The organism is Streptococcus sp. k-402 (genome assembly GCF_013277515.1).
In the GTDB taxonomy this organism is placed as follows: Bacteria; Bacillota; Bacilli; order Lactobacillales; family Streptococcaceae; genus Streptococcus.
Window position 1 is genome coordinate 174,833 of sequence record NZ_VMNB01000003.1, and the last position, 22,318, is coordinate 197,150.

General features: G+C 41.3%; 21 protein-coding genes. 19 read left to right on the top strand and 2 right to left on the bottom strand.

From position 1 onward, the window contains the following. Positions 1–6 precede the first annotated feature (6 nt). The 5 genes from HT724_RS01890 (at position 7) to mnmG (ending at position 6,423) form a co-directional block, all read left to right on the top strand. Positions 7–1,203 carry an argininosuccinate synthase gene (locus HT724_RS01890; protein WP_050242660.1) on the top strand — a complete coding sequence of 399 codons (1,197 nt, stop codon included), beginning with the start codon at positions 7–9 and terminating at the stop codon, positions 1,201–1,203. Positions 1,204–1,231: 28 nt separating this feature from the next. Continuing rightward, entirely contained in the window at positions 1,232–2,626 is a 1,395-nt protein-coding gene (argH, locus tag HT724_RS01895; RefSeq protein ID WP_173276097.1) for an argininosuccinate lyase, read from the top strand. Positions 2,627–2,782: 156 nt separating this feature from the next. Then, entirely contained in the window at positions 2,783–3,904 is a 1,122-nt protein-coding gene (gene mnmA / locus HT724_RS01900; protein ID WP_001282946.1) for a tRNA 2-thiouridine(34) synthase MnmA, read from the top strand. A gap of 140 nt (positions 3,905–4,044) precedes the next feature. Continuing rightward, the gene (locus HT724_RS01905; RefSeq protein ID WP_173276098.1) at positions 4,045–4,500 is read left to right on the top strand and encodes an NUDIX hydrolase; all 456 of its coding nucleotides are present in this window, start codon (positions 4,045–4,047) and stop codon (positions 4,498–4,500) included. A gap of 9 nt (positions 4,501–4,509) precedes the next feature. Next, a complete protein-coding gene (gene mnmG, locus HT724_RS01910; RefSeq protein ID WP_173276099.1) occupies positions 4,510–6,423 on the top strand; it encodes a tRNA uridine-5-carboxymethylaminomethyl(34) synthesis enzyme MnmG in 1,914 nt (637 codons plus the stop codon). A 35-nt stretch (positions 6,424–6,458) separates the two neighbouring features. Here mnmG and HT724_RS01915 read toward each other — a convergent pair whose 3' ends face one another. After that, on the bottom strand, positions 6,459–8,138 hold the full coding sequence (locus HT724_RS01915) for a ribonuclease J (protein ID WP_173276100.1): 1,680 nt from the start codon (positions 8,136–8,138) through the stop codon (positions 6,459–6,461). 1 nt (position 8,139) lies between these two features. Beyond that, on the bottom strand, positions 8,140–8,373 hold the full coding sequence (locus HT724_RS01920; RefSeq protein ID WP_000639572.1) for a DNA-dependent RNA polymerase subunit epsilon: 234 nt from the start codon (positions 8,371–8,373) through the stop codon (positions 8,140–8,142). Between the two features lie 280 nt (positions 8,374–8,653). Here HT724_RS01920 and HT724_RS01925 point away from each other — a divergent pair, with 280 nt between their 5' ends. From HT724_RS01925 to HT724_RS01990, 14 genes are all read left to right on the top strand, one after another. After that, positions 8,654–8,869: a hypothetical protein gene (locus tag HT724_RS01925; RefSeq protein ID WP_173276101.1), complete on the top strand. Its 216-nt coding sequence runs from the start codon at positions 8,654–8,656 to the stop codon at positions 8,867–8,869. 525 nt (positions 8,870–9,394) lie between these two features. Then, complete coding sequence (tsaB, locus tag HT724_RS01930; RefSeq protein WP_173276102.1) at positions 9,395–10,078, top strand: tRNA (adenosine(37)-N6)-threonylcarbamoyltransferase complex dimerization subunit type 1 TsaB; 684 nt, start codon at positions 9,395–9,397, stop codon at positions 10,076–10,078. Further along, a complete protein-coding gene (rimI, locus tag HT724_RS01935) occupies positions 10,075–10,512 on the top strand; it encodes a ribosomal protein S18-alanine N-acetyltransferase (RefSeq protein WP_173276103.1) in 438 nt (145 codons plus the stop codon). Before tsaB ends, rimI begins: the two co-directional genes overlap by 4 nt. Next, entirely contained in the window at positions 10,502–11,512 is a 1,011-nt protein-coding gene (gene tsaD, locus HT724_RS01940; protein WP_173276104.1) for a tRNA (adenosine(37)-N6)-threonylcarbamoyltransferase complex transferase subunit TsaD, read from the top strand. The genes rimI and tsaD overlap by 11 nt, the downstream gene beginning before the upstream one ends. Positions 11,513–11,631: 119 nt before the next feature. Next, positions 11,632–12,327: an AzlC family ABC transporter permease gene (locus HT724_RS01945; protein ID WP_000659737.1), complete on the top strand. Its 696-nt coding sequence runs from the start codon at positions 11,632–11,634 to the stop codon at positions 12,325–12,327. Further along, positions 12,317–12,640 (top strand): AzlD domain-containing protein, encoded by a 324-nt coding sequence (locus HT724_RS01950; RefSeq protein ID WP_000253936.1) that lies wholly within the window; start codon positions 12,317–12,319, stop codon positions 12,638–12,640. The genes HT724_RS01945 and HT724_RS01950 overlap by 11 nt, the downstream gene beginning before the upstream one ends. A 103-nt stretch (positions 12,641–12,743) precedes the next feature. Then, complete coding sequence (locus HT724_RS01955; protein ID WP_000724933.1) at positions 12,744–13,574, top strand: amino acid ABC transporter substrate-binding protein; 831 nt, start codon at positions 12,744–12,746, stop codon at positions 13,572–13,574. Between the two features lie 153 nt (positions 13,575–13,727). Next, positions 13,728–14,582, top strand: a complete 855-nt coding sequence (locus HT724_RS01960) for a MetQ/NlpA family ABC transporter substrate-binding protein (RefSeq protein ID WP_050207619.1) — start codon at positions 13,728–13,730, stop codon at positions 14,580–14,582. A 96-nt stretch (positions 14,583–14,678) separates the two neighbouring features. Continuing rightward, positions 14,679–16,052 (top strand): M20/M25/M40 family metallo-hydrolase, encoded by a 1,374-nt coding sequence (locus tag HT724_RS01965; protein ID WP_173276105.1) that lies wholly within the window; start codon positions 14,679–14,681, stop codon positions 16,050–16,052. Further along, the gene (locus HT724_RS01970) at positions 16,045–17,106 is read left to right on the top strand and encodes a methionine ABC transporter ATP-binding protein (protein WP_050261254.1); all 1,062 of its coding nucleotides are present in this window, start codon (positions 16,045–16,047) and stop codon (positions 17,104–17,106) included. Before HT724_RS01965 ends, HT724_RS01970 begins: the two co-directional genes overlap by 8 nt. Before the next feature lies 1 nt (position 17,107). Further along, positions 17,108–17,800: a methionine ABC transporter permease gene (locus HT724_RS01975; protein WP_000444652.1), complete on the top strand. Its 693-nt coding sequence runs from the start codon at positions 17,108–17,110 to the stop codon at positions 17,798–17,800. A 313-nt stretch (positions 17,801–18,113) separates the two neighbouring features. Further along, positions 18,114–18,800 (top strand): Rgg/GadR/MutR family transcriptional regulator, encoded by a 687-nt coding sequence (locus HT724_RS01980; RefSeq protein WP_240156748.1) that lies wholly within the window; start codon positions 18,114–18,116, stop codon positions 18,798–18,800. A 340-nt stretch (positions 18,801–19,140) separates the two neighbouring features. Beyond that, positions 19,141–21,075, top strand: a complete 1,935-nt coding sequence (locus HT724_RS01985; protein ID WP_173276107.1) for a kinase — start codon at positions 19,141–19,143, stop codon at positions 21,073–21,075. Beyond that, positions 21,072–22,316, top strand: coding sequence for a transporter (locus tag HT724_RS01990; protein ID WP_173276108.1), 1,245 nt, complete (start codon positions 21,072–21,074; stop codon positions 22,314–22,316). The genes HT724_RS01985 and HT724_RS01990 overlap by 4 nt, the downstream gene beginning before the upstream one ends. Positions 22,317–22,318 lie beyond the last annotated feature (2 nt).

Consider the following 22,318-nt stretch of genomic DNA (forward strand, 5'->3'; position numbering starts at 1 on the left):
AAGAACATGAGTAAAGAAAAAGTAATTTTGGCCTATTCTGGCGGTTTGGATACATCAGTTGCTATTACCTGGTTAAAGAAAGACTATGATGTTGTTGCAGTTTGTATGGATGTGGGTGAAGGGAAAGACTTAGATTTCATCCATGATAAGGCTCTCAAGGTTGGGGCAGTCGAATCTTATGTCATTGATGTTAAGGACGAATTTGCTACAGATTATGTGCTAGTGGCTCTCCAGTCACATGCCTACTATGAACAAAAGTACCCTTTGGTATCTGCCTTGAGCCGCCCTCTTATTTCTAAAAAATTGGTTGAAATAGCGCATCAGACAGGAGCGACTACAATTGCTCATGGTTGTACAGGTAAGGGGAATGACCAAGTGCGTTTTGAAGTATCCATTGCAGCCTTGGATCCCAATTTAAAAGTGATTGCGCCAGTTCGTGAATGGAAATGGTCTCGGGAGGAAGAAATTCATTATGCTAAGGAAAATGGGGTGCCTGTTCCTGCTGACCTTGACAATCCCTACTCTGTCGACCAAAATCTTTGGGGACGTGCCAATGAGTGTGGTATTTTGGAAAATCCATGGAATCAGGCTCCAGAAGAGGCCTTTGGCATCACAACTTCTCCAGAGCAAGCTCCAGATATGCCAGAATACATTGAGATTGAGTTTAGTGAAGGTGTTCCAGTTTCCCTCAATGGAGAAGTGTTAAAATTGGCAGATTTGATTCAAAAACTCAATGAAATAGCTGGAAAACATGGGGTCGGACGGATTGACCACGTGGAAAATCGTTTGGTTGGGATTAAATCAAGAGAAATCTATGAGTGTCCAGGTGCAGTGACCTTGCTGACAGCTCATAAGGAAATTGAGGACTTGACGCTTGTGAGAGAAGTGGCTCATTTTAAACCAATCATAGAAAATGAATTATCAAATCTCATTTATAATGCTTTGTGGTTTAGTCCGGCTACGCAAGCCTTGATTGCTTATATTAAAGAGACTCAAAAAGTTGTCAATGGGACTGCAAAAGTCAAACTCTATAAGGGAAGCGCTCAGGTCGTGGCTCGGAAATCACCAAATTCACTTTACGATGAAAATTTGGCGACGTATACCAGTGCGGATACCTTTGACCAAGATGCAGCTGTTGGCTTTATTAAGTTGTGGGGACTTCCAACCAAGGTTCATTCTGAGGTTCAAAAAAGCGCCAAATAGGACGATTGACTAGAGAGGTGGATGTGATATGGCTAAGAATACAAAATTATGGGGTGGTCGCTTTGAAGGTACTGTCGAAGACTGGGTAGAGCGCTTTGGTGCGAGTATATCTTTTGACCAGAAATTAGCTAAATTTGACTTGATTGGTTCTTTAGCCCACGTTCAGATGTTGGGTCAGACGGGCATTTTGAGTTTGAAGGAGTCAGAAAAGATTCAAGAAGGTTTGAAAGAGCTTTTAGAAGAGCTAGAGGCAGACCAACTTGTCTTTGATATCGCAAACGAAGATATTCATATGAATATGGAAGTGTTGCTGACAGAAAAAATTGGTCCTCTTGCAGGGAAGTTACATACAGCTCGTTCTCGAAATGACCAAGTTGCGACAGATATGCACTTGTATCTCAAGGAGCAACTAGGCCATGTCCTAGATAAACTGGCTCATCTCAAGGGTGTTTTATTAGACTTGGCGGAAAATCATGTGGAGACGATCATGCCGGGCTATACCCATCTGCAACATGCCCAGCCGATTAGTTTTGCCCACCATCTGATGGCTTACTACAATATGTTTCAAAGAGACAGTGAACGTTTTGAATTTAACCAGAAGCATACAGATCTATGCCCTCTAGGTGCGGCAGCTTTGGCAGGAACGACTTTCCCCATTGATCGCCAATTGTCTAGCGATTTGTTAGAGTTTAAGCAACCTTATACAAATTCTTTGGATGCTGTTAGTGACCGCGATTTTATCTTAGAATTTCTATCCAATGCCAGTATACTCATGATGCATATGAGCCGTTTTTGCGAAGAAATGATCAATTGGTGTAGCTTTGAGTACCAATTCATTACCTTGTCAGATACGTTTACAACAGGTTCCTCTATTATGCCCCAAAAGAAAAATCCAGATATGGCTGAGTTGATTCGAGGAAAGACTGGTCGAGTTTATGGGAATCTGTTTGGACTGTTGACAGTCATGAAGTCCTTGCCCTTAGCTTATAATAAGGATTTGCAAGAGGATAAGGAAGGGATGTTTGATACGGTCGAAACGATTTTAAATTCCCTTGATGTGTTGGCCGGTATGTTATCTAGCTTGCAGGTAAACAAGGAAAAAATGCAAGAGTCTACAGAGAAGGACTTTTCAAATGCAACTGAGTTGGCAGATTATTTGGCAGGGAAAGGCTTGCCATTTAGAGAAGCTCATGAGGTTGTGGGAAGATTAGTGCTAGACTCTATCAAGTCTGCTAAAAATATTCAAGATTGGACTTTGGAGGAATTACAAACCTATCATTCCCTCATTGCCGAGGATATTTATGTCTACTTACAACCTAAAACTGCTGTTCAAAGACGAAATTCCTTGGGAGGTACAGGGTTTGACCAAGTGAGATACCAAATTGCAGTCGCTAAGAAAGCGAATGAAGCTAGAAAGTGCTAGAGTGATAGGTTCAGAATAAGAGGTTGGTCTATTGACAGCCTCTTTCTTGTCTTCTCCAACCAAGCATGTTATAATGAATACTGCTCAAGCGACCTTCAATCGTTAAAGCACACACGACCTTCAATCGTGAATAAACGAATAGATGGGAGACTTACCATGAGTGATAACTCTAAAACACGTGTTGTTGTGGGGATGAGTGGTGGTGTTGATTCGTCGGTGACGGCTCTTTTGCTCAAGGAGCAGGGTTACGATGTGATTGGTATCTTCATGAAGAACTGGGACGACACAGATGAAAACGGCGTCTGTACGGCGACCGAAGATTACAAGGATGTGGCTGCGGTAGCAGACCAGATCGGCATTCCCTACTACTCTGTCAACTTTGAAAAAGAGTACTGGGACCGCGTTTTTGAGTATTTCCTAGCGGAATACCGTGCGGGACGCACGCCAAATCCAGATGTTATGTGCAACAAGGAAATCAAGTTTAAGGCCTTTTTGGACTATGCCATGACCTTGGGGGCAGACTATGTAGCGACTGGGCATTATGCCCGAGTGGCGCGTGATGAGGATGGCATCGTTCACATGCTTCGTGGCGTGGACAATGGCAAGGATCAGACCTATTTCCTCAGTCAACTTTCGCAAGAACAACTTCAAAAAACCATGTTCCCACTAGGACATTTGGAGAAGCCTGAAGTTCGCAGACTAGCAGAAGAAGCAGGACTTGCGACTGCTAAGAAGAAAGACTCGACAGGGATTTGTTTTATCGGAGAAAAGAACTTTAAAAACTTTCTCAGTAACTACCTGCCAGCTCAGCCTGGTCGCATGATGACAGTGGATGGTCGCGATATGGGCGAGCATGCAGGACTTATGTACTATACGATTGGTCAGCGTGGCGGTCTCGGTATCGGTGGGCAACACGGTGGTGACAATGCACCTTGGTTCGTTGTCGGAAAAGACCTGAGCAAGAATATTCTCTATGTAGGACAAGGATTCTACCATGATTCGCTCATGTCAACCAGCCTAGAGGCTAGCCAAGTCCACTTTACTCGTGAGATGCCAGAGGAGTTTACGCTTGAATGTACGGCTAAATTCCGCTACCGTCAGCCTGATTCTAAGGTGACCGTCCATGTCAAAGGAGATAAGGCAGAGGTTATCTTTGCGGAACCACAACGCGCGATTACACCAGGACAGGCAGTTGTCTTTTACGATGGCGAAGAGTGTCTAGGTGGCGGTTTGATTGACAATGCTTATCGAGATGGACAAGTTTGTCAGTACATTTAGATTGACAAATTTTCTCAATTTGCTACAATAATAAAAGCAATAGAAATGATGGTCAAAGCTCATGGATGTTGCAGGCTTTTTTGTCCTGCACTTCTTTGGAGTTTTGACTGTTTTTATGTCGTTTAAGGGAAAGGACAAGAATGATTCAACAAGACTTTCGGACAAAAACAGGAAATACAGTTTTTGGAGTTCGGGCGACAGCCTTGATTGTCCAAAATCGCAAGCTCCTAGTTACCAAAGATAAGGGCAAGTATTATACTATTGGCGGTGCGATTCAAGTCAATGAAAGCACGGAAGACGCGGTAGTCCGTGAAGTGAAGGAAGAACTGGGTGTCAAAGCTCAAGCTGGACAGCTAGCTTTTGTGGTTGAAAATTGTTTTGAACAGGACGGTATTTCCTATCACAACGTTGAGTTTCATTATCTGGTGAATTTGCTTGAAGATGCCCCATTGACCATGCAGGAAGATGAGAAGACGCAACCTTGCGAATGGATTGATTTGGATAAGCTCCAGAATATCCAGCTAGTTCCAGCCTTTCTAAAAACAGCCCTACTAGATTGGGACGGCCAACTAAGACACATCCATCTTGAGGAATAGGAGAGAAACATGACTTATAATTTTACTGAAGAATACGATATTATTGTAATTGGTGCGGGACACGCTGGGGTTGAGGCTTCCTTGGCTGCTAGTCGTATGGGTTGTAAGGTCTTGCTTGCGACCATCAACATTGAAATGCTGGCTTTCATGCCTTGTAACCCCTCTATCGGTGGTTCTGCCAAGGGGATCGTTGTGCGTGAAGTTGATGCCCTCGGTGGTGAAATGGCCAAAACCATTGACAAGACTTACATCCAGATGAAGATGCTCAATACAGGTAAGGGTCCTGCCGTTCGTGCCCTTCGTGCGCAGGCTGACAAGGAGCTTTACTCTAAGGAGATGCGCAAGACGGTTGAAAATCAAGAAAATCTGACTCTTCGTCAGACCATGATTGATGAGATTTTGGTTGAAGACGGCAAAGTTGTCGGTGTTCGTACAGCGACCCATCAAGAGTATGCTGCTAAGGCTGTTATCGTGACGACAGGGACGGCCCTCCGTGGGGAAATTATCATTGGAGATCTTAAGTATTCATCAGGTCCTAACCACAGCCTAGCTTCTATTAACCTTGCTGATAATCTCAAGGAATTGGGCCTCGAAATGGGTCGTTTCAAGACAGGAACCCCCCCACGTGTCAAGGCTTCTTCTATCAATTACGATGTGACCGAGATTCAGCCAGGAGACGAAGCGCCTAATCATTTCTCCTACACTTCACGTGATGAGGATTATGTCAAGGATCAGGTGCCATGCTGGTTGACCTATACCAATGGTACCAGTCATGAAATTATCCAAAATAACCTCCACCGTGCGCCTATGTTTACAGGTGTGGTCAAGGGAGTGGGGCCTCGTTACTGTCCATCGATTGAGGACAAGATTGTGCGCTTTGCGGACAAGGAACGCCACCAACTCTTCCTTGAGCCAGAAGGGCGCAATACAGAGGAAGTCTATGTCCAAGGACTTTCAACCAGTCTGCCTGAGGATGTCCAACGTGACTTGGTTCATTCTATCAAAGGTTTGGAAAATGCAGAGATGATGCGGACAGGTTATGCCATTGAGTATGATATGGTCTTGCCTCACCAGTTGCGTGCGACTCTGGAAACCAAGAAAATCTCCGGACTTTTCACTGCTGGTCAGACTAATGGAACGTCAGGTTACGAAGAGGCAGCAGGCCAAGGGATTATCGCTGGGATCAATGCGGCTCTGAAAATCCAAGGCAAGCCTGAATTGATTTTGAAGCGCAGTGACGGTTATATCGGGGTGATGATTGATGACTTGGTGACCAAGGGAACGATTGAGCCTTATCGCCTTTTGACCAGTCGTGCTGAATACCGCCTCATTCTCCGCCATGACAATGCTGATATGCGTTTGACTGAGATGGGCCGTGAGATTGGTCTTGTGGATGATGAACGCTGGACTCGCTTTGAAATCAAGAAAAATCAATTTGAAAATGAGATGAAACGCCTAGACAGCATCAAACTCAAGCCAGTCAAGGAAACCAATGCTAAGGTTGAGGAGATGGGCTTCAAGCCGTTGACAGATGCAGTGACAGCTAAGGAATTCCTTCGCCGTCCAGAAGTTTCTTACCAAGATGTGGTGGCCTTCATCGGACCAGCTGCAGAGGACTTGGATGACAAGATTATCGAATTGATTGAAACAGAAATCAAGTATGAAGGCTATATTTCCAAAGCCATGGACCAGGTTGCTAAGATGAAACGCATGGAAGAAAAACGCATTCCATCCAATATAGACTGGGATGACATTGATTCTATCGCAACGGAAGCCCGTCAGAAGTTCAAACTCATCAATCCAGAAACCATCGGCCAAGCCAGCCGTATTTCGGGAGTAAACCCAGCAGATATTTCTATTTTGATGGTGTATCTGGAAGGTAAAAACCGTAGTATTTCTAAAAATCAAGAAAAGAAAGCATAGAAAAAACAGCTCCTAAGACGGGGCTGTTTTATAATTTATTCTTCATCTGGTGTGAGGATCATCGGGATAATGATTGGTTCACGTTCTGTATTTTCATAGAGGAAGGGGCGAATAGCGTTGACAATGGCACCATTGACTGATTGCACGCTAGCGTCCTTGTTTTTCAGTGCGATACGAATTGCATTGAAGAGGATACGCTGGCTTTGGCGAATCAAGTCTCCAGACTCTCTCATGTAGACAAAGCCTCTGCTGAGGATGTCTGGGCCAGATAGAATCATCTGCGATTTGAAGTCAACAGTTGCGACTGCCAGAACGACACCGTCTTCAGATAGATCACGACGATCTTTGAGGACAGCTGCGCCGATTTCACCGATACGATTTCCATCGACATAGATATCTTGGGCGTTGAAATGACCTGCGATACGAGCAGAGTTAGCAGTAAGGGCAAGCACATCACCATTGCTCATGATAAAGATATTGTCCTTCTCAACACCAGTATCTACCGCTAGTCCAGCATGGATTTTTTGCATGCGGTATTCACCGTGGACAGGCATGAAGTATTTTGGCTTAATCAAGCGGAGCATGAGTTTTTGCTCTTGCTGGCCACCGTGTCCAGATGTATGGATATTATTCACTTTACCGTGGATAACTTCGACACCAGCTTCAGAAATGATGTTAATCAGCTTGTTGACGCTAGTCGTATTTCCAGGGATTGGACTAGAAGAGAAGATAACTGTATCACCTGGTTGGAGTTGTACCTGACGGTGGGTTCCGTTGGCGATACGAGAGAGGGCTGCCATCGGCTCACCCTGGCTACCTGTACAGAGGATCAGAATTTCTCCTGCAGGGTAGTCTTTGATTTCATTTGGCTCGATAAAGGTTCCCTTAGGAGCTTTGATGTAGCCAAGATCGATTCCGTTGACAATGGCCTTTTCCATAGAACGACCAAAGACAGCGATCTTGCGCCCAGTCTTAACAGCAGCTTCTGTTGCTTGCTGGAGACGGAAGATATTTGAGGCAAAGGATGCAAAGATGATACGTCCCTCTATGCCTTGGATAATCTTCATGATGGACTGGCCAACGACTTTTTCAGAGTTGGTAAAGGTTGGAATTTCTGCATTTGTCGAGTCAGACAGGAGACAGAGTACACCGTCTTCACCAAGAGCTGCCATACGGTGCAAATCTGCTGGTTCACCAACTGGTGTTAAGTCAAACTTGAAGTCACCCGTACAGACAATTTTCCCTTGAGGAGTATGAATGACAATCCCCAAAGGTTCTGGAATAGAGTGAGTCGTTCTAAAGAAAGTTGCCTTGAGATTTTTAAAGGTCAACTCAGTATTGTGGTTGATTTCGTAAAGTTTGGCGTTGCGCAAGAGGCCGTGTTCTTCGAGTTTCCCACGGATCAAAGCCAAGGCAAGCGGCCCAGCGTAGATAGGGACATTTGCTTGCTTGAGTAGGAATGGAATCCCACCGATGTGGTCCTCGTGTCCGTGTGTGATTAAGACAGCCTTGACGCGGTCGATATTGTCTACGATGTAAGAGTAGTCAGGAATGACATAGTCGATACCCAGCAAGTCATCTTCTGGGAATTTAATCCCAGCATCGACGATGATAATCTCATCTTGGTATTCAATTCCGTAAGTGTTTTTCCCGATTTCTCCCAGACCACCGATGGCAAAAACGCCGACTTCTTCAGGTTTAAGAGTATAGGCCATATTAGAACTCCGTAATTTCGAAGGCGCCAGTTTCTTTTTCGTAATCTAGCAATTTGTCAGACAAGAGTTCGATATATTCGATATTGTACTCTGGGCGATTTTCTTCGACAAGTTGGCGAGCAGCGATGCGGCCCTCAAGTTCTGAGCTGGCATCGATGTCTAGGTAAAGTGCGCGTGTAGTTTCACGACGTGGGCTACGTTCTTTTGTTTCTTGGTAAAAAACTTTGTAAATCATATAGTTCCTTTCTATTTACAGGTCAGCTTATTCCAAACTTTTAGCAGATATTTGCTTGATTTCATTCCATTTTGTGTCTAGATTGACCTTGATTCGTTACAATTATTTCAATTATACCACAAAATGAAAAATTAGTAAAAGACGGAAACGAGAAAGTCACAGGTCGGTTTCTTTAGTAATCGCTTGCAAAAAATAAAGAAAATGTGTTATATTGATAATGGGAGTGAAATTTATTGCTTGTCATAATTCCATATAGATTTTAAGTCAAGGAGGTTGCCCTATGTATAACTTATTTGCTTTTGCTATCGGAGTTCGCTTGGTAGCTTTTATTGTTTTTGTTGCTTGCGTTTATGGAGGAAATCTTCTATTTGCCAAACTGGAACAACGACAAACCAAGTTCTTGTGGAAAATTATCTTTGTGACTCTCTACTCGCTTTTTCTCCTCCTCGTGACCTATGTCGTTTGGTTTGTATTTTACTTTGGATTAAATGCTTAGATGCCCTGCTCATGCTGGGGCATTTTTGTTTGGGGATATAGAGATAGTAGATTTACGACACGAAAATTCCACCCCATCTATCAAGACGAGGTGGTCTTTGCATTTTTCTAAAATGACATGACAATGGAATTTCCAGAGCTTATTAGTTTTATGTTAATAATTCTTCTGTTCAAAAATAGAGTTGAAGCATAAAAATAAAACAATACAAACAGATAAACCAATTGGTAAAGGGATAGTAGTAATGTTTAAATCATTGAGAATGCTGAGAAAACTGTAAGAGATGAAGACAATAAAATTTATCCTTCTAAAAATGTGTTTCTTATCTAGCATGACTTACCAAACTTTTTACGGAGATCCTTTCAATTTTCTTATTCACTTTTATATTCGGAAAAGAAAAGGAAAAGTGAGCATTTTTTTAAATTATTTTTAGTTAAGTGTGGGCACTCTTGTGTGGGGGTAAAGAAAATTCCCATGTGCCAGCTTTTGTAGTATAATAGTAAGCAGACAAAAAGATAGGAATGTGTTATGAAAGTATTAGCTTTTGATACGTCCAGCAAGGCTCTTTCTCTCGCTATTTTAGAGGACAAGCAGGTTCTTGCCGAGACGACGATTAATATAAAGAAGAATCACAGTATTACCCTCATGCCTGCCATCGATTTTTTGATAGCAAGTTTGGACTGGACCCCCAAGGACTTGGACCGAATCGTGGTGGCGGAAGGGCCAGGTAGCTACACAGGTTTGCGAATTGCGGTAGCAACTGCCAAGACCTTAGCTCACACTCTAAACATCGAGTTAGTTGGTATGTCGAGCCTCTTGGCTCTGGTGCCCTACCAACAAGAAGGCTTGTTCGTCCCTTTGATGGATGCGCGTCGCAACAATGTTTACGCAGGATTTTATGAAAATGCCAAACCTGTCATTCCAGAAGCACACCTGCCCTTTGAACGAGTGATTGAGCTAATCAAGGGGGCTAGTCAGGTAACCTTTGTCGGAGAAGTTGGCCCCTTTGTGGAGCAGATTCAAGAACACTTGCCAAGGACTAATTTCAAAGAAACCTTGCCAAATGCAGCTAATCTAGCTCTCTGGGCCTGGGATAAGGAAGCAGACTCCTTGCATGATTTTGTGCCGAACTACCTCAAGCGTGTCGAGGCTGAGGAGAACTGGCTCAAGAACCACACCGAATCTGGCGAGTCTTACATTAAACGCCTATGATAGAAATCAAACGAATCCAACAGCAGCCTGACTTGGCTCAAGCCATCTACACTGTGATGGCAGCTGTTTACCCAGTCAGTCCTTGGACGCTGGAGCAAATCCAAGCAGACCTGTCCCAAGACCAGACCTGGTATGCTCTGGCTTATGATGGGGCAGAAGTGCTTGGATTTCTAGCTGTACAGGAGAATCTCTTTGAGGCAGAAGTCCTGCAAATCGCTGTCAAAGGAGCCTATCAGGGTCAGGGAATTGCGTCAGCCTTGTTTGCTCAATTGCCGACAGACAAGGAGATTTTCCTCGAAGTCAGAAAGTCAAATCAACGAGCGCAAGCATTTTACAAGAAAGAAAAGATGGCAGTCATCGCGGAGAGAGTAGCCTACTACCATGATCCAGTCGAGGACGCCATCATCATGAAGAGAGAAATAGATGAAGGATAGATATATTTTAGCATTTGAGACATCCTGTGATGAGACCAGTGTCGCCGTCTTGAAAAACGACGATGAGCTCTTGTCCAATGTCATTGCTAGTCAAATTGAGAGTCACAAACGTTTTGGCGGCGTAGTGCCGGAAGTAGCCAGTCGTCACCATGTCGAGGTCATTACAGCCTGTATCGAGGAGGCACTGGCAGAAGCAGGGATTACGGAAGAGGACGTGACAGCTGTGGCGGTTACCTATGGACCGGGCTTGGTCGGAGCCTTGCTAGTTGGCTTGTCAGCTGCTAAGGCCTTTGCTTGGGCACATGGACTTCCGCTGATTCCCGTTAACCACATGGCTGGCCACCTCATGGCCGCTCAGAGTGTGAAGCCTTTGGAGTTTCCCTTGCTAGCCCTTTTGGTTAGCGGTGGACACACAGAGTTGGTTTATGTTTCGGAGGCTGGTGATTACAAGATTGTTGGAGAAACGCGAGATGACGCGGTTGGTGAGGCTTATGATAAGGTCGGCCGTGTCATGGGCTTGACCTATCCTGCCGGTCGTGAGATTGACGAGCTAGCTCATCAGGGGCAGGATATTTATGATTTTCCTCGTGCCATGATTAAGGAAGATAATCTGGAGTTTTCATTCTCAGGTTTGAAATCGGCCTTTATCAATCTTCACCACAATGCTGAGCAAAAGGGAGAAAGCTTGTCCACAGAGGATTTGTGTGCGTCCTTCCAAGCAGCTGTACTGGATATTCTCATGGCAAAAACCAAGAAGGCTTTGGAAAAATATCCTGTTAAAACCCTTGTCGTGGCAGGTGGTGTGGCAGCCAATAAAGGTCTCAGAGAACGCCTAGCAACTGAAATCACTGACGTCAAGGTCATCATTCCACCTCTGCGCCTCTGCGGAGACAATGCAGGTATGATTGCCTATGCCAGCGTCAGCGAGTGGAACAAAGAAAACTTTGCAAACTTGGATCTCAATGCCAAACCAAGTCTTGCTTTTGATACGATGGAATAAAATGGAGTCTGTCTGATTACAATCAGCAGACTTTTTTCTCTTTCCTGAATGTGTTATAATAGTCCATGCTGTGGCTGGAGCCTTTTCAGCCCACCTATTAAGACAATACGAGGAGAAAGATGAAAGAAAAAGGATTTTGGGAGGGGGCGCAGGCAGCTATGCCAACAGCCCTTGGTTATGTCAGTATCGGTCTGGCCTGTGGGATTATCGGTGCGCCTTATGTGACACCTGTCGAGATGGGATTGATGAGCCTCTTTGTTTATGCTGGGAGTGCTCAGTTTGCCATGCTGGCACTGATTGCGGTTCAAGCACCTGTGGCAGCTATTGCTATGACGGTTTTTTTGATCAATTTGCGTCTCTTTTTGTTGAGTTTGCATGCGTCGACCTATTTCCGTCATACCAGTCTCTGGCACAATATCGGTATGTCTAGCATCTTGACAGATGAGACTTACGGCGTTTTGATGGGTGAATTAGCCCATACAGACAAGGTCAATCCGATGTGGATGCACGGAAACAATCTCAACAGCTATGTGGCTTGGTTTGTGGGAACAGTTGTCGGAACGGCTCTGGGTGGTCTGTTACCAAATCCAGAAATCTTTGGTTTAGATTTTGCCCTAGTTGGGATGTTTATCGGAATTTTTGCTTCGCAATTCCAGATTATGCAAAGACGGATTCCTGTCCGCAATCTGCTCATTATCCTAGCAGTTGTTGCGGTGTCCTTCTTTTTACTCTTGACAGTGGTGTCTCAGTCACTAGCTGTTCTCTTTGCGACGCTACTTGGTTGTACAATGGGGGTGGTTTTAGATGGTCAGTAAGTATCTTTTATTAGCAGTTATTTTCTCTGGCTTGGTGACCTGGATTCCCCGTATGATTCCCTTCATCTTGGTCAAGTATAAGGGTTTGCCTGCGATCGTTGAGCGTTTTTTGAAATTCTTGCCTGTTTCTATTATCTTTGCCTTGATTCTTTCAAGCGTAGTGACAGGTAAGGTTGGGAGCCTTCCTCAAATTAAATGGCTAGACTTCTTAGCCGTCTTTCCAACAGCTTGGGTGGCCTTTCGTTACCGCAATCTAGTCGGTACGGTTCTCTTTGGAGTGGTCCTAATTGCAGTTTTACGTTTGGTCTTTTAAATTAGCTATAAAGAAAACTTATCACAGAGATAGATATCATATAATGGCGTAAATGGTCTTTTTCTGTTAAGATTATAAGGTATTCTATTTTGGAGGAAATGACATGAAAAAAATCGTTAAATACTCATCTCTTGCGGCCCTTGCGCTTGTTGCTGCAGGTGTGCTTGCGGCTTGCTCAGGTGGTGCTAAGAAAGAAGGAGAAGCGACTAGCAAGAAAGAAATCATCGTTGCAACCAATGGCTCGCCAAAACCATTTATCTATGAAGAAAATGGAGAATTGACTGGTTACGAGATTGAAGTCGTTCGCGCTATCTTTAAAGATTCTGACAAATATGATGTCAAGTTTGAAAAGACAGAATGGTCAGGTGTCTTTGCAGGTCTTGACGCTGACCGTTACAATATGGCTGTCAACAATCTTAGCTACACTAAAGAACGTGCGGAGAAATACCTTTATGCCGCACCAATTGCCCAAAACCCTAATGTCCTTGTAGTGAAGAAAGACGACTCTAGCATCAAGTCTCTCGCTGATATCGGTGGAAAATCGACGGAAGTCGTTCAAGCCACTACATCAGCTAAGCAGTTAGAAGCATACAACGCTGAACACCCGGACAACCCAACTATCCTTAACTATACTAAGGCAGACTTCCAACAAATCATGGTACGTTTGAGCGATGGCCAATTTGACTACAAGATTTTTGATAAAATCGGTGTTGAAACAGTGATCAAGAACCAAGGTTTGGATAACTTGAAAGTCATTGAACTTCCAAGCGACCAACAACCGTACGTTTACCCACTTCTTGCTCAAGGTCAAGATGAGTTGAAATCATTTGTAGACAAACGCATTAAAGAACTCTACAAAGATGGCACTCTTGAAAAATTGTCTAAACAATTCTTCGGAGATACTTATCTACCAGCAGAGGCTGATATTAAATAATTTCTTGAAATCATCCATTCTGATGAAGATGGGTGATTTCTCAGTTTTTAGGGATATAGTTTTAAACTATATATCTGATTATCTAATAACAATTTGTGCAATTGAAGAAAGTATGAGATACTAGTACGGTATTATTTTTAAGGAGAAAGAATCATGAAAATTAAAAAATGGCTTGGCCTAGCAGCCCTTGCTACAGTCGCAGGTTTGGCTCTTGCAGCTTGCGGAAACTCAGAAAAGAAAGCAGACAATGCAACAACTATCAAAATTGCAACTGTTAACCGTAGCGGTTCTGAAGAAGCGCGTTGGGATAAGGTCCAAGAATTGGTTAAAAAAGACGGTATCACTTTGGAATTTACAGAGTTCACAGACTACTCACAACCAAACAAGGCAACTGCTGACGGCGAAGTAGACTTGAACGCTTTCCAACACTATAACTTCTTGAACAACTGGAACAAGGAAAACGGGAAAGACCTTGTAGCGATTGCAGATACTTACATCTCTCCAATCCGCCTTTACTCAGGTTTGAATGGAAGTGACAACAAGTACACTAAAGTAGAAGACATCCCAGCAAACGGAGAAATCGCTGTACCGAACGACGCTACAAACGAAAGCCGTGCGCTTTACTTGCTTCAATCAGCTGGCTTGATTAAATTGGACGTTTCAGGAACTGCTCTTGCAACAGTTGCTAACATCAAAGAAAATCCAAAGAACTTGAAAATCACTGAATTGGACGCTAGCCAAACAGCTCGTTCATTATCATCAGTTGACGCTGCCGTTGTAAACAATACCTTCGTTACAGAAGCAAAATTGGACTACAAGAAAGCACTTTTCAAAGAACAAGCTGATGAAAATTCAAAACAATGGTACAACATCATCGTTGCGAAAAAAGATTGGGAAACATCACCAAAAGCTGATGCTATCAAGAAAGTGATCGCAGCTTACCACACAGATGACGTGAAAAAAGTTATCGAAGAAACATCAGACGGTTTGGATCAACCAGTTTGGTAATAAGAAACAGGGAGGTGGGAGAGAAGATTCCACCTCTTGCTTTTGTATAGAGCATGGATTGTCAGGAAGAGTAGTTCATAGAAAGGTAGAGAGAATATGGTTTTTCCTAGCGAACAAGAACAGATTGAAAAATTTGAAAAGGATCATGTAGCCCAGCATTATTTTGAGGTTTTGCGTACCTTGATTTCTAAGAAGTCGGTCTTTGCCCAGCAGGTTGGACTTAAGGAAGTCGCAAACTATCTGGGTGAGATTTTCAAGCGTGTGGGGGCTGAAGTGGAGATTGATGAGACTTACACGGCGCCTTTTGTCATGGCGCATTTCAAGAGTTCACGTCCAGATGCCAAGACCCTGATTTTCTATAACCACTATGACACTGTGCCAGCGGACGGAGATCAGGTCTGGACAGAGGATCCCTTTACGCTTTCGGTGCGCAATGGTTTCATGTATGGACGTGGGGTTGATGACGACAAGGGTCATATCACAGCTCGTTTGAGTGCTTTGAGAAAATACATGCAGCACCACGATGACCTGCCTGTCAATATCAGTTTTATCATGGAGGGAGCGGAGGAATCGGCTTCGACAGACCTGGATAAGTATTTGGAAAAGAATGCGGATAAACTCCGTGGGGCGGATTTGTTGGTCTGGGAACAAGGAACTAAAAATGCCTTGGAACAGCTGGAAATTTCTGGTGGAAATAAGGGGATTGTGACCTTTGATGCCAAGGTAAAAAGTGCCGATGTGGATATCCATTCGAGTTATGGTGGGGTTGTGGAATCAGCTCCCTGGTACCTCCTTCAAGCCTTACAGTCTCTTCGTGCCGCAGGTGGCCGTATCTTGGTTGAAGGCTTGTACGAAGAAGTGCAAGAGCCAAATGAACGAGAAATGGCCTTGCTAGAAACTTATGGTCAACGAAACCCAGAGGAAGTCAGTCGGATTTATGGCTTGGAGTTGCCTCTCTTACAGGAGGAGCGGATGGCCTTTCTAAAACGTTTCTTTTTCGAGCCAGCCCTTAATATCGAAGGGATTCAGTCAGGTTATCAAGGACAAGGAGTTAAAACGATTTTGCCAGCAGAAGCCAGTGCCAAGCTAGAGGTTCGTCTGGTTCCGGGCTTAGAACCGCATGATGTTCTGGAAAAAATTCGGAAACAGCTAGACAAAAATGGCTTTGATAAGGTAGAATTATACTATACCTTGGGAGAGATGAGCTATCGAAGCGATATGAGCGCGCCAGCCATTCTCAATGTAATCGAGTTGGCCAAGAAATTCTATCCACAGGGCGTTTCAGTCTTGCCGACTACAGCTGGGACAGGGCCTATGCATACGGTCTTTGATGCCCTAGAGGTACCAATGGTGGCCTTCGGTCTAGGAAACGCTAATAGCCGAGATCACGGTGGAGATGAAAATGTGCGAATCGCCGATTATTACACCCATATTGAATTAGTAGAGGAGCTGATTAGAAGCTATGAGTAGAGATATTATCAAGTTAGATCAGATCGATGTGACTTTTCACCAAAAGAAGAGAACTATCACAGCGGTCAAGGATGTGACCATTCATATCCAAGAAGGGGATATCTACGGAATCGTTGGATATTCTGGAGCAGGGAAATCAACCCTTGTACGGGTGATTAACCTCTTGCAAAAACCATCTGCAGGAAAAATTACCATTGACGACGATGTGATTTTTGATGATAAGGTGACCTTGACGGCCGAGCAGTTGCGTCGTAAACGTCAAGATATCGGGATGATTTTCCAGCATTTTAACCTGATGAGCCAAAAGACAGCAGAGGAGAATGTAGCCTTTGCCCTCAAACACTCTGGACTCAGCAAGGAAGAAAAGAAGGCTAAAGTAGCTAAGTTGTTGGACTTGGTTGGCTTGGCAGACCGTGCTGAAAACTACCCTTCACAATTATCTGGAGGGCAAAAACAGCGTGTGGCCATTGCGCGTGCCTTGGCCAATGATCCAAAAATCTTGATTTCAGATGAGTCAACGTCTGCCCTTGACCCTAAGACAACCAAGCAGATTTTGGCCTTGTTGCAAGATTTGAACCAAAAATTAGGCTTGACTGTTGTCTTGATTACGCATGAAATGCAGATTGTCAAAGACATTGCCAACCGTGTGGCGGTTATGCAGAACGGGCATTTGATTGAAGAGGGTAGTGTCCTTGAAATCTTCTCAGATCCTAAACAGCCTTTGACTCAAGACTTTATCTCAACAGCCACAGGCATTGATGAAGCCATGGTAAAAATCGAGAAGCAAGAAATTGTGGAACACTTGTCTGAAAACAGCATTTTGGTGCAGCTCAAGTACGCAGGGGCTTCAACAGACGAGCCACTTTTGAATGAGTTGTACAAGCATTACCAAGTAACGGCTAATATTCTCTATGGAAATATCGAAATTCTCGATGGCACTCCTGTTGGAGAATTGGTTGTAGTCTTGTCAGGTGAAAAAGCAGCCTTGGCAGGTGCCCAAGAAGCCATTCGTCAAGCAGGTGTACAACTAAAAGTATTGAAGGGAGGACAGTAAGATGGAATCATTGATTCAAACCTATTTACCAAATGTCTATAAGATGGGCTGGGCTGGTCAAGCAGGCTGGGGAACAGCCATCTACCTAACCCTTTATATGACAGTTCTTTCCTTTATCATCGGAGGGCTCTTGGGACTGGTGGCAGGTCTCTTCCTTGTCTTGACAGCGCCGGGTGGTGTTTTGGAAAATAAAGTTGTTTTTTGGATTTTGGATAAGATTACCTCTATTTTCCGTGCGGTACCATTTATCATTCTCTTGGCAGTCTTGTCACCCTTCTCTCATCTAATCGTAGGAACAAGCATTGGTCCAAATGCGGCTATCGTACCGCTATCTTTTGCAGTCTTTGCCTTCTTTGCCCGTCAAGTGCAGGTTGTCTTGGCTGAGCTAGATGGTGGTGTCATTGAGGCGGCTCAAGCGAGCGGAGCGACTTTCTGGGACATCGTGGGTGTTTACCTATCAGAAGGTCTTCCAGATTTGATTCGCGTGACGACTGTGACCTTGATTTCCCTTGTTGGGGAAACAGCTATGGCTGGTGCGGTTGGAGCTGGTGGTATCGGTAACGTAGCCATCGCTTATGGATTTAACCGCTACAATCACGATGTGACCATCTTGGCAACAATCATTATCATTTTGATTATCTTTGCAATCCAATTCTTGGGAGACTTCTTGACCAAGAAATTGAGCCATAAATAAAAAAGAGCTAGGAAATCTGTACATCATTCATAGGAGTTGTCGTTATCGTCAAGACTTGAAATTTTCTGTACTGGTTGCTATCAACCGTTACTTTTATGAGTAAGAGAGTTAAGCATTGTGGGGAGTCAATATGCAAAATCTGGGAGAAGTTTTTAAAGAATTGAGAAAGAGTCGGAATGTATCTCTACAGGAGGCGACGGGAGGAGAGTTTACTTATTCCATGCTGAGCAAATTTGAGCGTGGAGAAGCAGACTTATCATCTATGAAATTGATTACTGCCTTAGATAACATCCACTCTGATTTGAATGAATTTATGTACTTGGTACGTGGTTTTTCTCAGAAAAAGGTTTTGGCTTTTCAAGAAAATCTTTGGGATTTATATGACAGAGAAGGGATTGATTCTCTCCATTCCTTGTATGAAGAGATGACTCAAAAGTATAGATCAAGTGGTGAAACAAGCTATCTTTTACAAATGATTCGTATCAAAAGCCTTCTTGTGTTTTTTGATTCAGAAATAAGGGCAACGGATGAAGAACTGACTTTTCTCTATGACTATTTTTTTACTATTGACATCTGGGGAAATTATGAATTGGAACTATTTTCAACGATTTCTACTTTGTTTCCTCTGCCCCTCTATTTTAAATATTCTAGGGAGATGTTACAAAAGACGGATTTATTAGGCTCTTTACCTAGTAACAAAGCTGGTATTGATACCATTTTGATGAATGGACTTTTTAAAGCGATAGAGGAAAAGGATAAATTAAAAGCAGATTATTTTATCTTTCAGATTGAAAAACGAGACTTGCCAGAATCTCAAGCTTATCTTAAAATCATTTATATGATTGCTAAAGGGTATTATGATACTATTTTTAATGTAAAAAATAAGGGTCTTGAAAAAATTCAGAGAGGCATTACAATCTTACAAGATTTAGAGTATGTAGATGGTGCAAGATATTATGAAAACTATTTTGCAAATCAGCTTTCAAATGAAGATTTGTAATATATTCTCGTTACATCTATTGATGAAAAATAAATAGGCTTGTAGATGGATTGATAATTAGCAGTTTCTAGGCGCTAGAGTTTCTATTTTCAAAAAAATATATTACAAAAAAGTGGGTAGTCCCGCTTTTTTTGTTATACTGGTTCCATAAAACAAAGGAGGTAACAGAAATGACAAAATTTGCAATGACTGCATCAAAACATGCAGAACCAGTCAAAGAATTTGTAGCTACTTACAAATGTTCAGTTCATAAAGGATAATGAACTCAGATTGGCAATATTTTATAAGGAGTATAGATTTGTATATCATACTCCTTTATCTATTTGTAAAAAGGTGAACTATGGATAGAATGGACTTCACATACTATAATGATAATTTATATAAATTGGAAGAATTTGGTTTTAAAATTCATATTTCTGCTACTATAAAGAATTATACACAAGTATTTGATATAGTTAGTAAGTTGCTAGAACGAGAAAGAACTATGTATAAATGCTTGTCTGACTTTGATAAAATTTATAAAAATTTTTCAGAAAATGAATCATCTGCAGAATCAGGGAAGTTTATAACTATTTATCCAAAGAATAGAGAGCACTGTATAGATTTACTTGAAAAGCTTTATCAAAAAATACCTTGTGATTTCCAAGGTATTTATATACTAAGTGATAGAAAATATAAAAATTCAAATAATATTTTCTACAGATTTGGATGTAATATTGTTAATGAAGCGCATTTAATTGACGGCTTACCTAGTATGTATGGACCAGATGGGGAAGTTTGGCAAGATTATCAAAAATCTTATTTTGACTTACCTAAATGGATTGAAGATATTCAAGAACCTCAAATATTTGAAGATACATACATGTCTAATAATTATGAAATAAATTCAATAATAAAATCTAGTAATGGCGGTAATATATATTTAGCTAATTCAAAAAAATATAATAGGAAAGTTGTGATAAAGGAATGCCGTAATTTCGTTTTATCATATATAAATGTAGAAAAGAGGGAGTTTAGAGAAAGGGAGTGGGAGTTATCTAAGAAGCTAATCAAATATATTCCCAAATCGCTTGAAAATATTAATGAATGGACAAATGGATATTTTATTTATGAATTTATAGACGGCTACACATTAAAAGATTTTGTAGATGATTATAACTTATATTCTTATTCTAGTAGTGACATTATGAAAAATTACTCCAATTTTCTTACTTTATTAAGAATTTTTGAAAAAATAATTGAAGTGGTTGAATACTTTCATAAAGAAAATATTGTGTTGAATGATATTCATTCAGATAATATTCTGATTACAGAAATGTTAGATTTGTATTTTATTGACTTAGAAAACTCATATCAATCATCTGAATCTCCGACAGTAGGTATTTATAATGACATTTGTTTAAAAAAATGGAATTGTATAGAAGGTAAAAAAGCAGATTGTTATAAAATTGCAAACTTGATGTTGTTTTTGCTGGGGAGATTACACTTGAGAGAAGAAGAGGATTTAAAAACTAATAAAGTAAAAGAATTACTTCTTCAAAAAGGAATAGTAACGAATATAGATATTCTAATAAATTATCTATTCAGTGATAATCCAGATATACTTACTGCTAAAAAAATATTTTCAAATATATATGCAGAGAGACAGAAAGAAACAAACATTACATCCTCAAGTACGGAATTTATACCACTAAGCGATGAAGAATTTCTGAATTTATTAGAGTCAAGATTTGATTTTACAGAAAGTATAGATATAATCTCTGATGAATCGTTAGATATATTTGATAGTTTTAATACTTATGGTTTAAATGGTTTATCGGGATTTTTAATTTTTTTACATAAAATTTCTTTCAGTAGATATACTATAAATAGAGGTATTGAGATTGTCTTATCTAATCTGTTAGACATAGGTGGTAGAAAGTTTTTGAAAAATTCTACCACTACAGTTTCTCCTTATTTGTTAGATGGAACATCTGGGGTCATAAGAATGTTGTTATATATTGATCCATTTAAATACAAAGATATTATTTTGGATCTGAGCTCGAGTATATTGGTTGAGTATGCTCAGTTTTCTGTATATTGGATGGGAATGGTTGGGTTAGCAGATACTCTGTTAGCAGTTAACAAATATTTTCCTAATAATGAATTTATTGTAGCAGCAAAAGAATTATTAATAACTAGTTCTATTCTAAAGGACGTGGAGTCAAATACAGAAAATCTTATTCCTAGAGTGAAGATGGATAGTTTACTGGATTGCAAAGGAGGTCTGCTATGAAATTATTTTTAAAACATCATTTATTTAGAATACTGACCTTATCAAGGTTTTTAAGCTCAAGTGGAGCTTATATTTATAATCTGGTATTTATCGTTTATGCTGCGAGTCTACCCTTTAAAAATATAGCTGTATTTATGGCGAATATGATTACGATTTTACCTTTCCTATTTACTTTTTATGTTGGGATTAAAGCTGATCATACTCGGAATAAAGCAGGGACAATTATCTGGGTTGGTTGTGTGCAAAGTCTCCTATTTCTTTTGATTGCTAGTGTGATTCATGATCAGAACTTCGTAACGTTTGCTTTTATCTGTATGGTTAATATCTGTTCAGATATTTTATCGGATTATACAGCAGGCCTTCGTATGCCGATTATCCAGCATAATATTTCGGAAGATAAGCTCTATGAAGCTTATTCCTTTACTCAGTTTGTCTCCTATTTATCAAATCTAGGAGGTCAAGCCTTAGGAGTGTGGTTACTCACAACCAGCCATCAAAATTTTTCTTTTGTTGCGATTGTGAATGCTGGCTTCTTTTTACTATCTTCTCTTATTTTGTTCAAAAATAGAAGAGAATTGACGTATTTGTCTGTAACGGTAGAGAATGAGCCTATTAGTTTACTTCAACAAGTTAAGGCAATCTATGCGGACATGGATAATATATTTAGACAGAGAGAAAGTAAATCTTTGTTTAAAATTATTCTTGTTATTTTAGTAATGAATACTTTGGGAGGAGCTGTTGGAGGTATTTATCACTTTTACTTATTAGATCATACTATCTATCATCTCAGCTATGCTCAAGCCCTATTTTTAATTGAATGTGTTAGCTTGGGAGGAGCTATTATTGGTAGCCTAACTCCCCATGATTATTTTGGGAAATGGTCTTTTTCAAGTTTGCTATCGCTCAATGCAAGTCTGTTTGTCTTGCTTGCTACTGCTAATATTTTAGATTTTTCTCCTCTAGTAGGTGTTGCCTGCTTAGCTTTTGTCATGTATTTGATGTCGAAATCAATGCCTAAATTAGATACTCTGTTATTGTCTAATTTGAGTGCGGATGTATTAGCTAGAAGTAATAATCTCTTGAGTATGATTTTTTCCCTAACATTACCCTTGGGGATGTCTGTATTTTCCTTCTTAGCTTTACAAGATATCAGGCTTTGTTGGTGGGTGTTTTTGGTAGTGAGTGTGATAGGGTTGATTTTATCACTAGAAAAAAGAAGTTTTTCGGGTAAAAAATTTTAACC

Bases quoted from the DNA above. Each gene is read 5' to 3' on its own strand.
- HT724_RS01985 (WP_173276107.1), top strand. From the start codon at position 19,141: ATGGATAGAATGGACTTCACATACTATAATGATAATTTATATAAATTG.
- argH (WP_173276097.1), top strand. From the start codon at position 1,232: ATGGCTAAGAATACAAAATTATGGGGTGGTCGCTTTGAAGGTACTGTC.
- HT724_RS01965 (WP_173276105.1), top strand. From the start codon at position 14,679: ATGGTTTTTCCTAGCGAACAAGAACAGATTGAAAAATTTGAAAAGGAT.
- HT724_RS01960 (WP_050207619.1), top strand. From the start codon at position 13,728: ATGAAAATTAAAAAATGGCTTGGCCTAGCAGCCCTTGCTACAGTCGCA.
- tsaB (WP_173276102.1), top strand. From the start codon at position 9,395: ATGAAAGTATTAGCTTTTGATACGTCCAGCAAGGCTCTTTCTCTCGCT.
- HT724_RS01950 (WP_000253936.1), top strand. From the start codon at position 12,317: ATGGTCAGTAAGTATCTTTTATTAGCAGTTATTTTCTCTGGCTTGGTG.
- rimI (WP_173276103.1), top strand. From the start codon at position 10,075: ATGATAGAAATCAAACGAATCCAACAGCAGCCTGACTTGGCTCAAGCC.
- HT724_RS01990 (WP_173276108.1), top strand. From the start codon at position 21,072: ATGAAATTATTTTTAAAACATCATTTATTTAGAATACTGACCTTATCA.
- tsaD (WP_173276104.1), top strand. From the start codon at position 10,502: ATGAAGGATAGATATATTTTAGCATTTGAGACATCCTGTGATGAGACC.
- HT724_RS01905 (WP_173276098.1), top strand. From the start codon at position 4,045: ATGATTCAACAAGACTTTCGGACAAAAACAGGAAATACAGTTTTTGGA.
- HT724_RS01915 (WP_173276100.1), bottom strand. From the start codon at position 8,138: ATGGCCTATACTCTTAAACCTGAAGAAGTCGGCGTTTTTGCCATCGGT.
- HT724_RS01920 (WP_000639572.1), bottom strand. From the start codon at position 8,373: ATGATTTACAAAGTTTTTTACCAAGAAACAAAAGAACGTAGCCCACGT.
- mnmA (WP_001282946.1), top strand. From the start codon at position 2,783: ATGAGTGATAACTCTAAAACACGTGTTGTTGTGGGGATGAGTGGTGGT.
- HT724_RS01945 (WP_000659737.1), top strand. From the start codon at position 11,632: ATGAAAGAAAAAGGATTTTGGGAGGGGGCGCAGGCAGCTATGCCAACA.
- HT724_RS01980 (WP_240156748.1), top strand. From the start codon at position 18,114: ATGTACTTGGTACGTGGTTTTTCTCAGAAAAAGGTTTTGGCTTTTCAA.
- HT724_RS01975 (WP_000444652.1), top strand. From the start codon at position 17,108: ATGGAATCATTGATTCAAACCTATTTACCAAATGTCTATAAGATGGGC.
- mnmG (WP_173276099.1), top strand. From the start codon at position 4,510: ATGACTTATAATTTTACTGAAGAATACGATATTATTGTAATTGGTGCG.
- HT724_RS01890 (WP_050242660.1), top strand. From the start codon at position 7: ATGAGTAAAGAAAAAGTAATTTTGGCCTATTCTGGCGGTTTGGATACA.
- HT724_RS01925 (WP_173276101.1), top strand. From the start codon at position 8,654: ATGTATAACTTATTTGCTTTTGCTATCGGAGTTCGCTTGGTAGCTTTT.
- HT724_RS01970 (WP_050261254.1), top strand. From the start codon at position 16,045: ATGAGTAGAGATATTATCAAGTTAGATCAGATCGATGTGACTTTTCAC.
- HT724_RS01955 (WP_000724933.1), top strand. From the start codon at position 12,744: ATGAAAAAAATCGTTAAATACTCATCTCTTGCGGCCCTTGCGCTTGTT.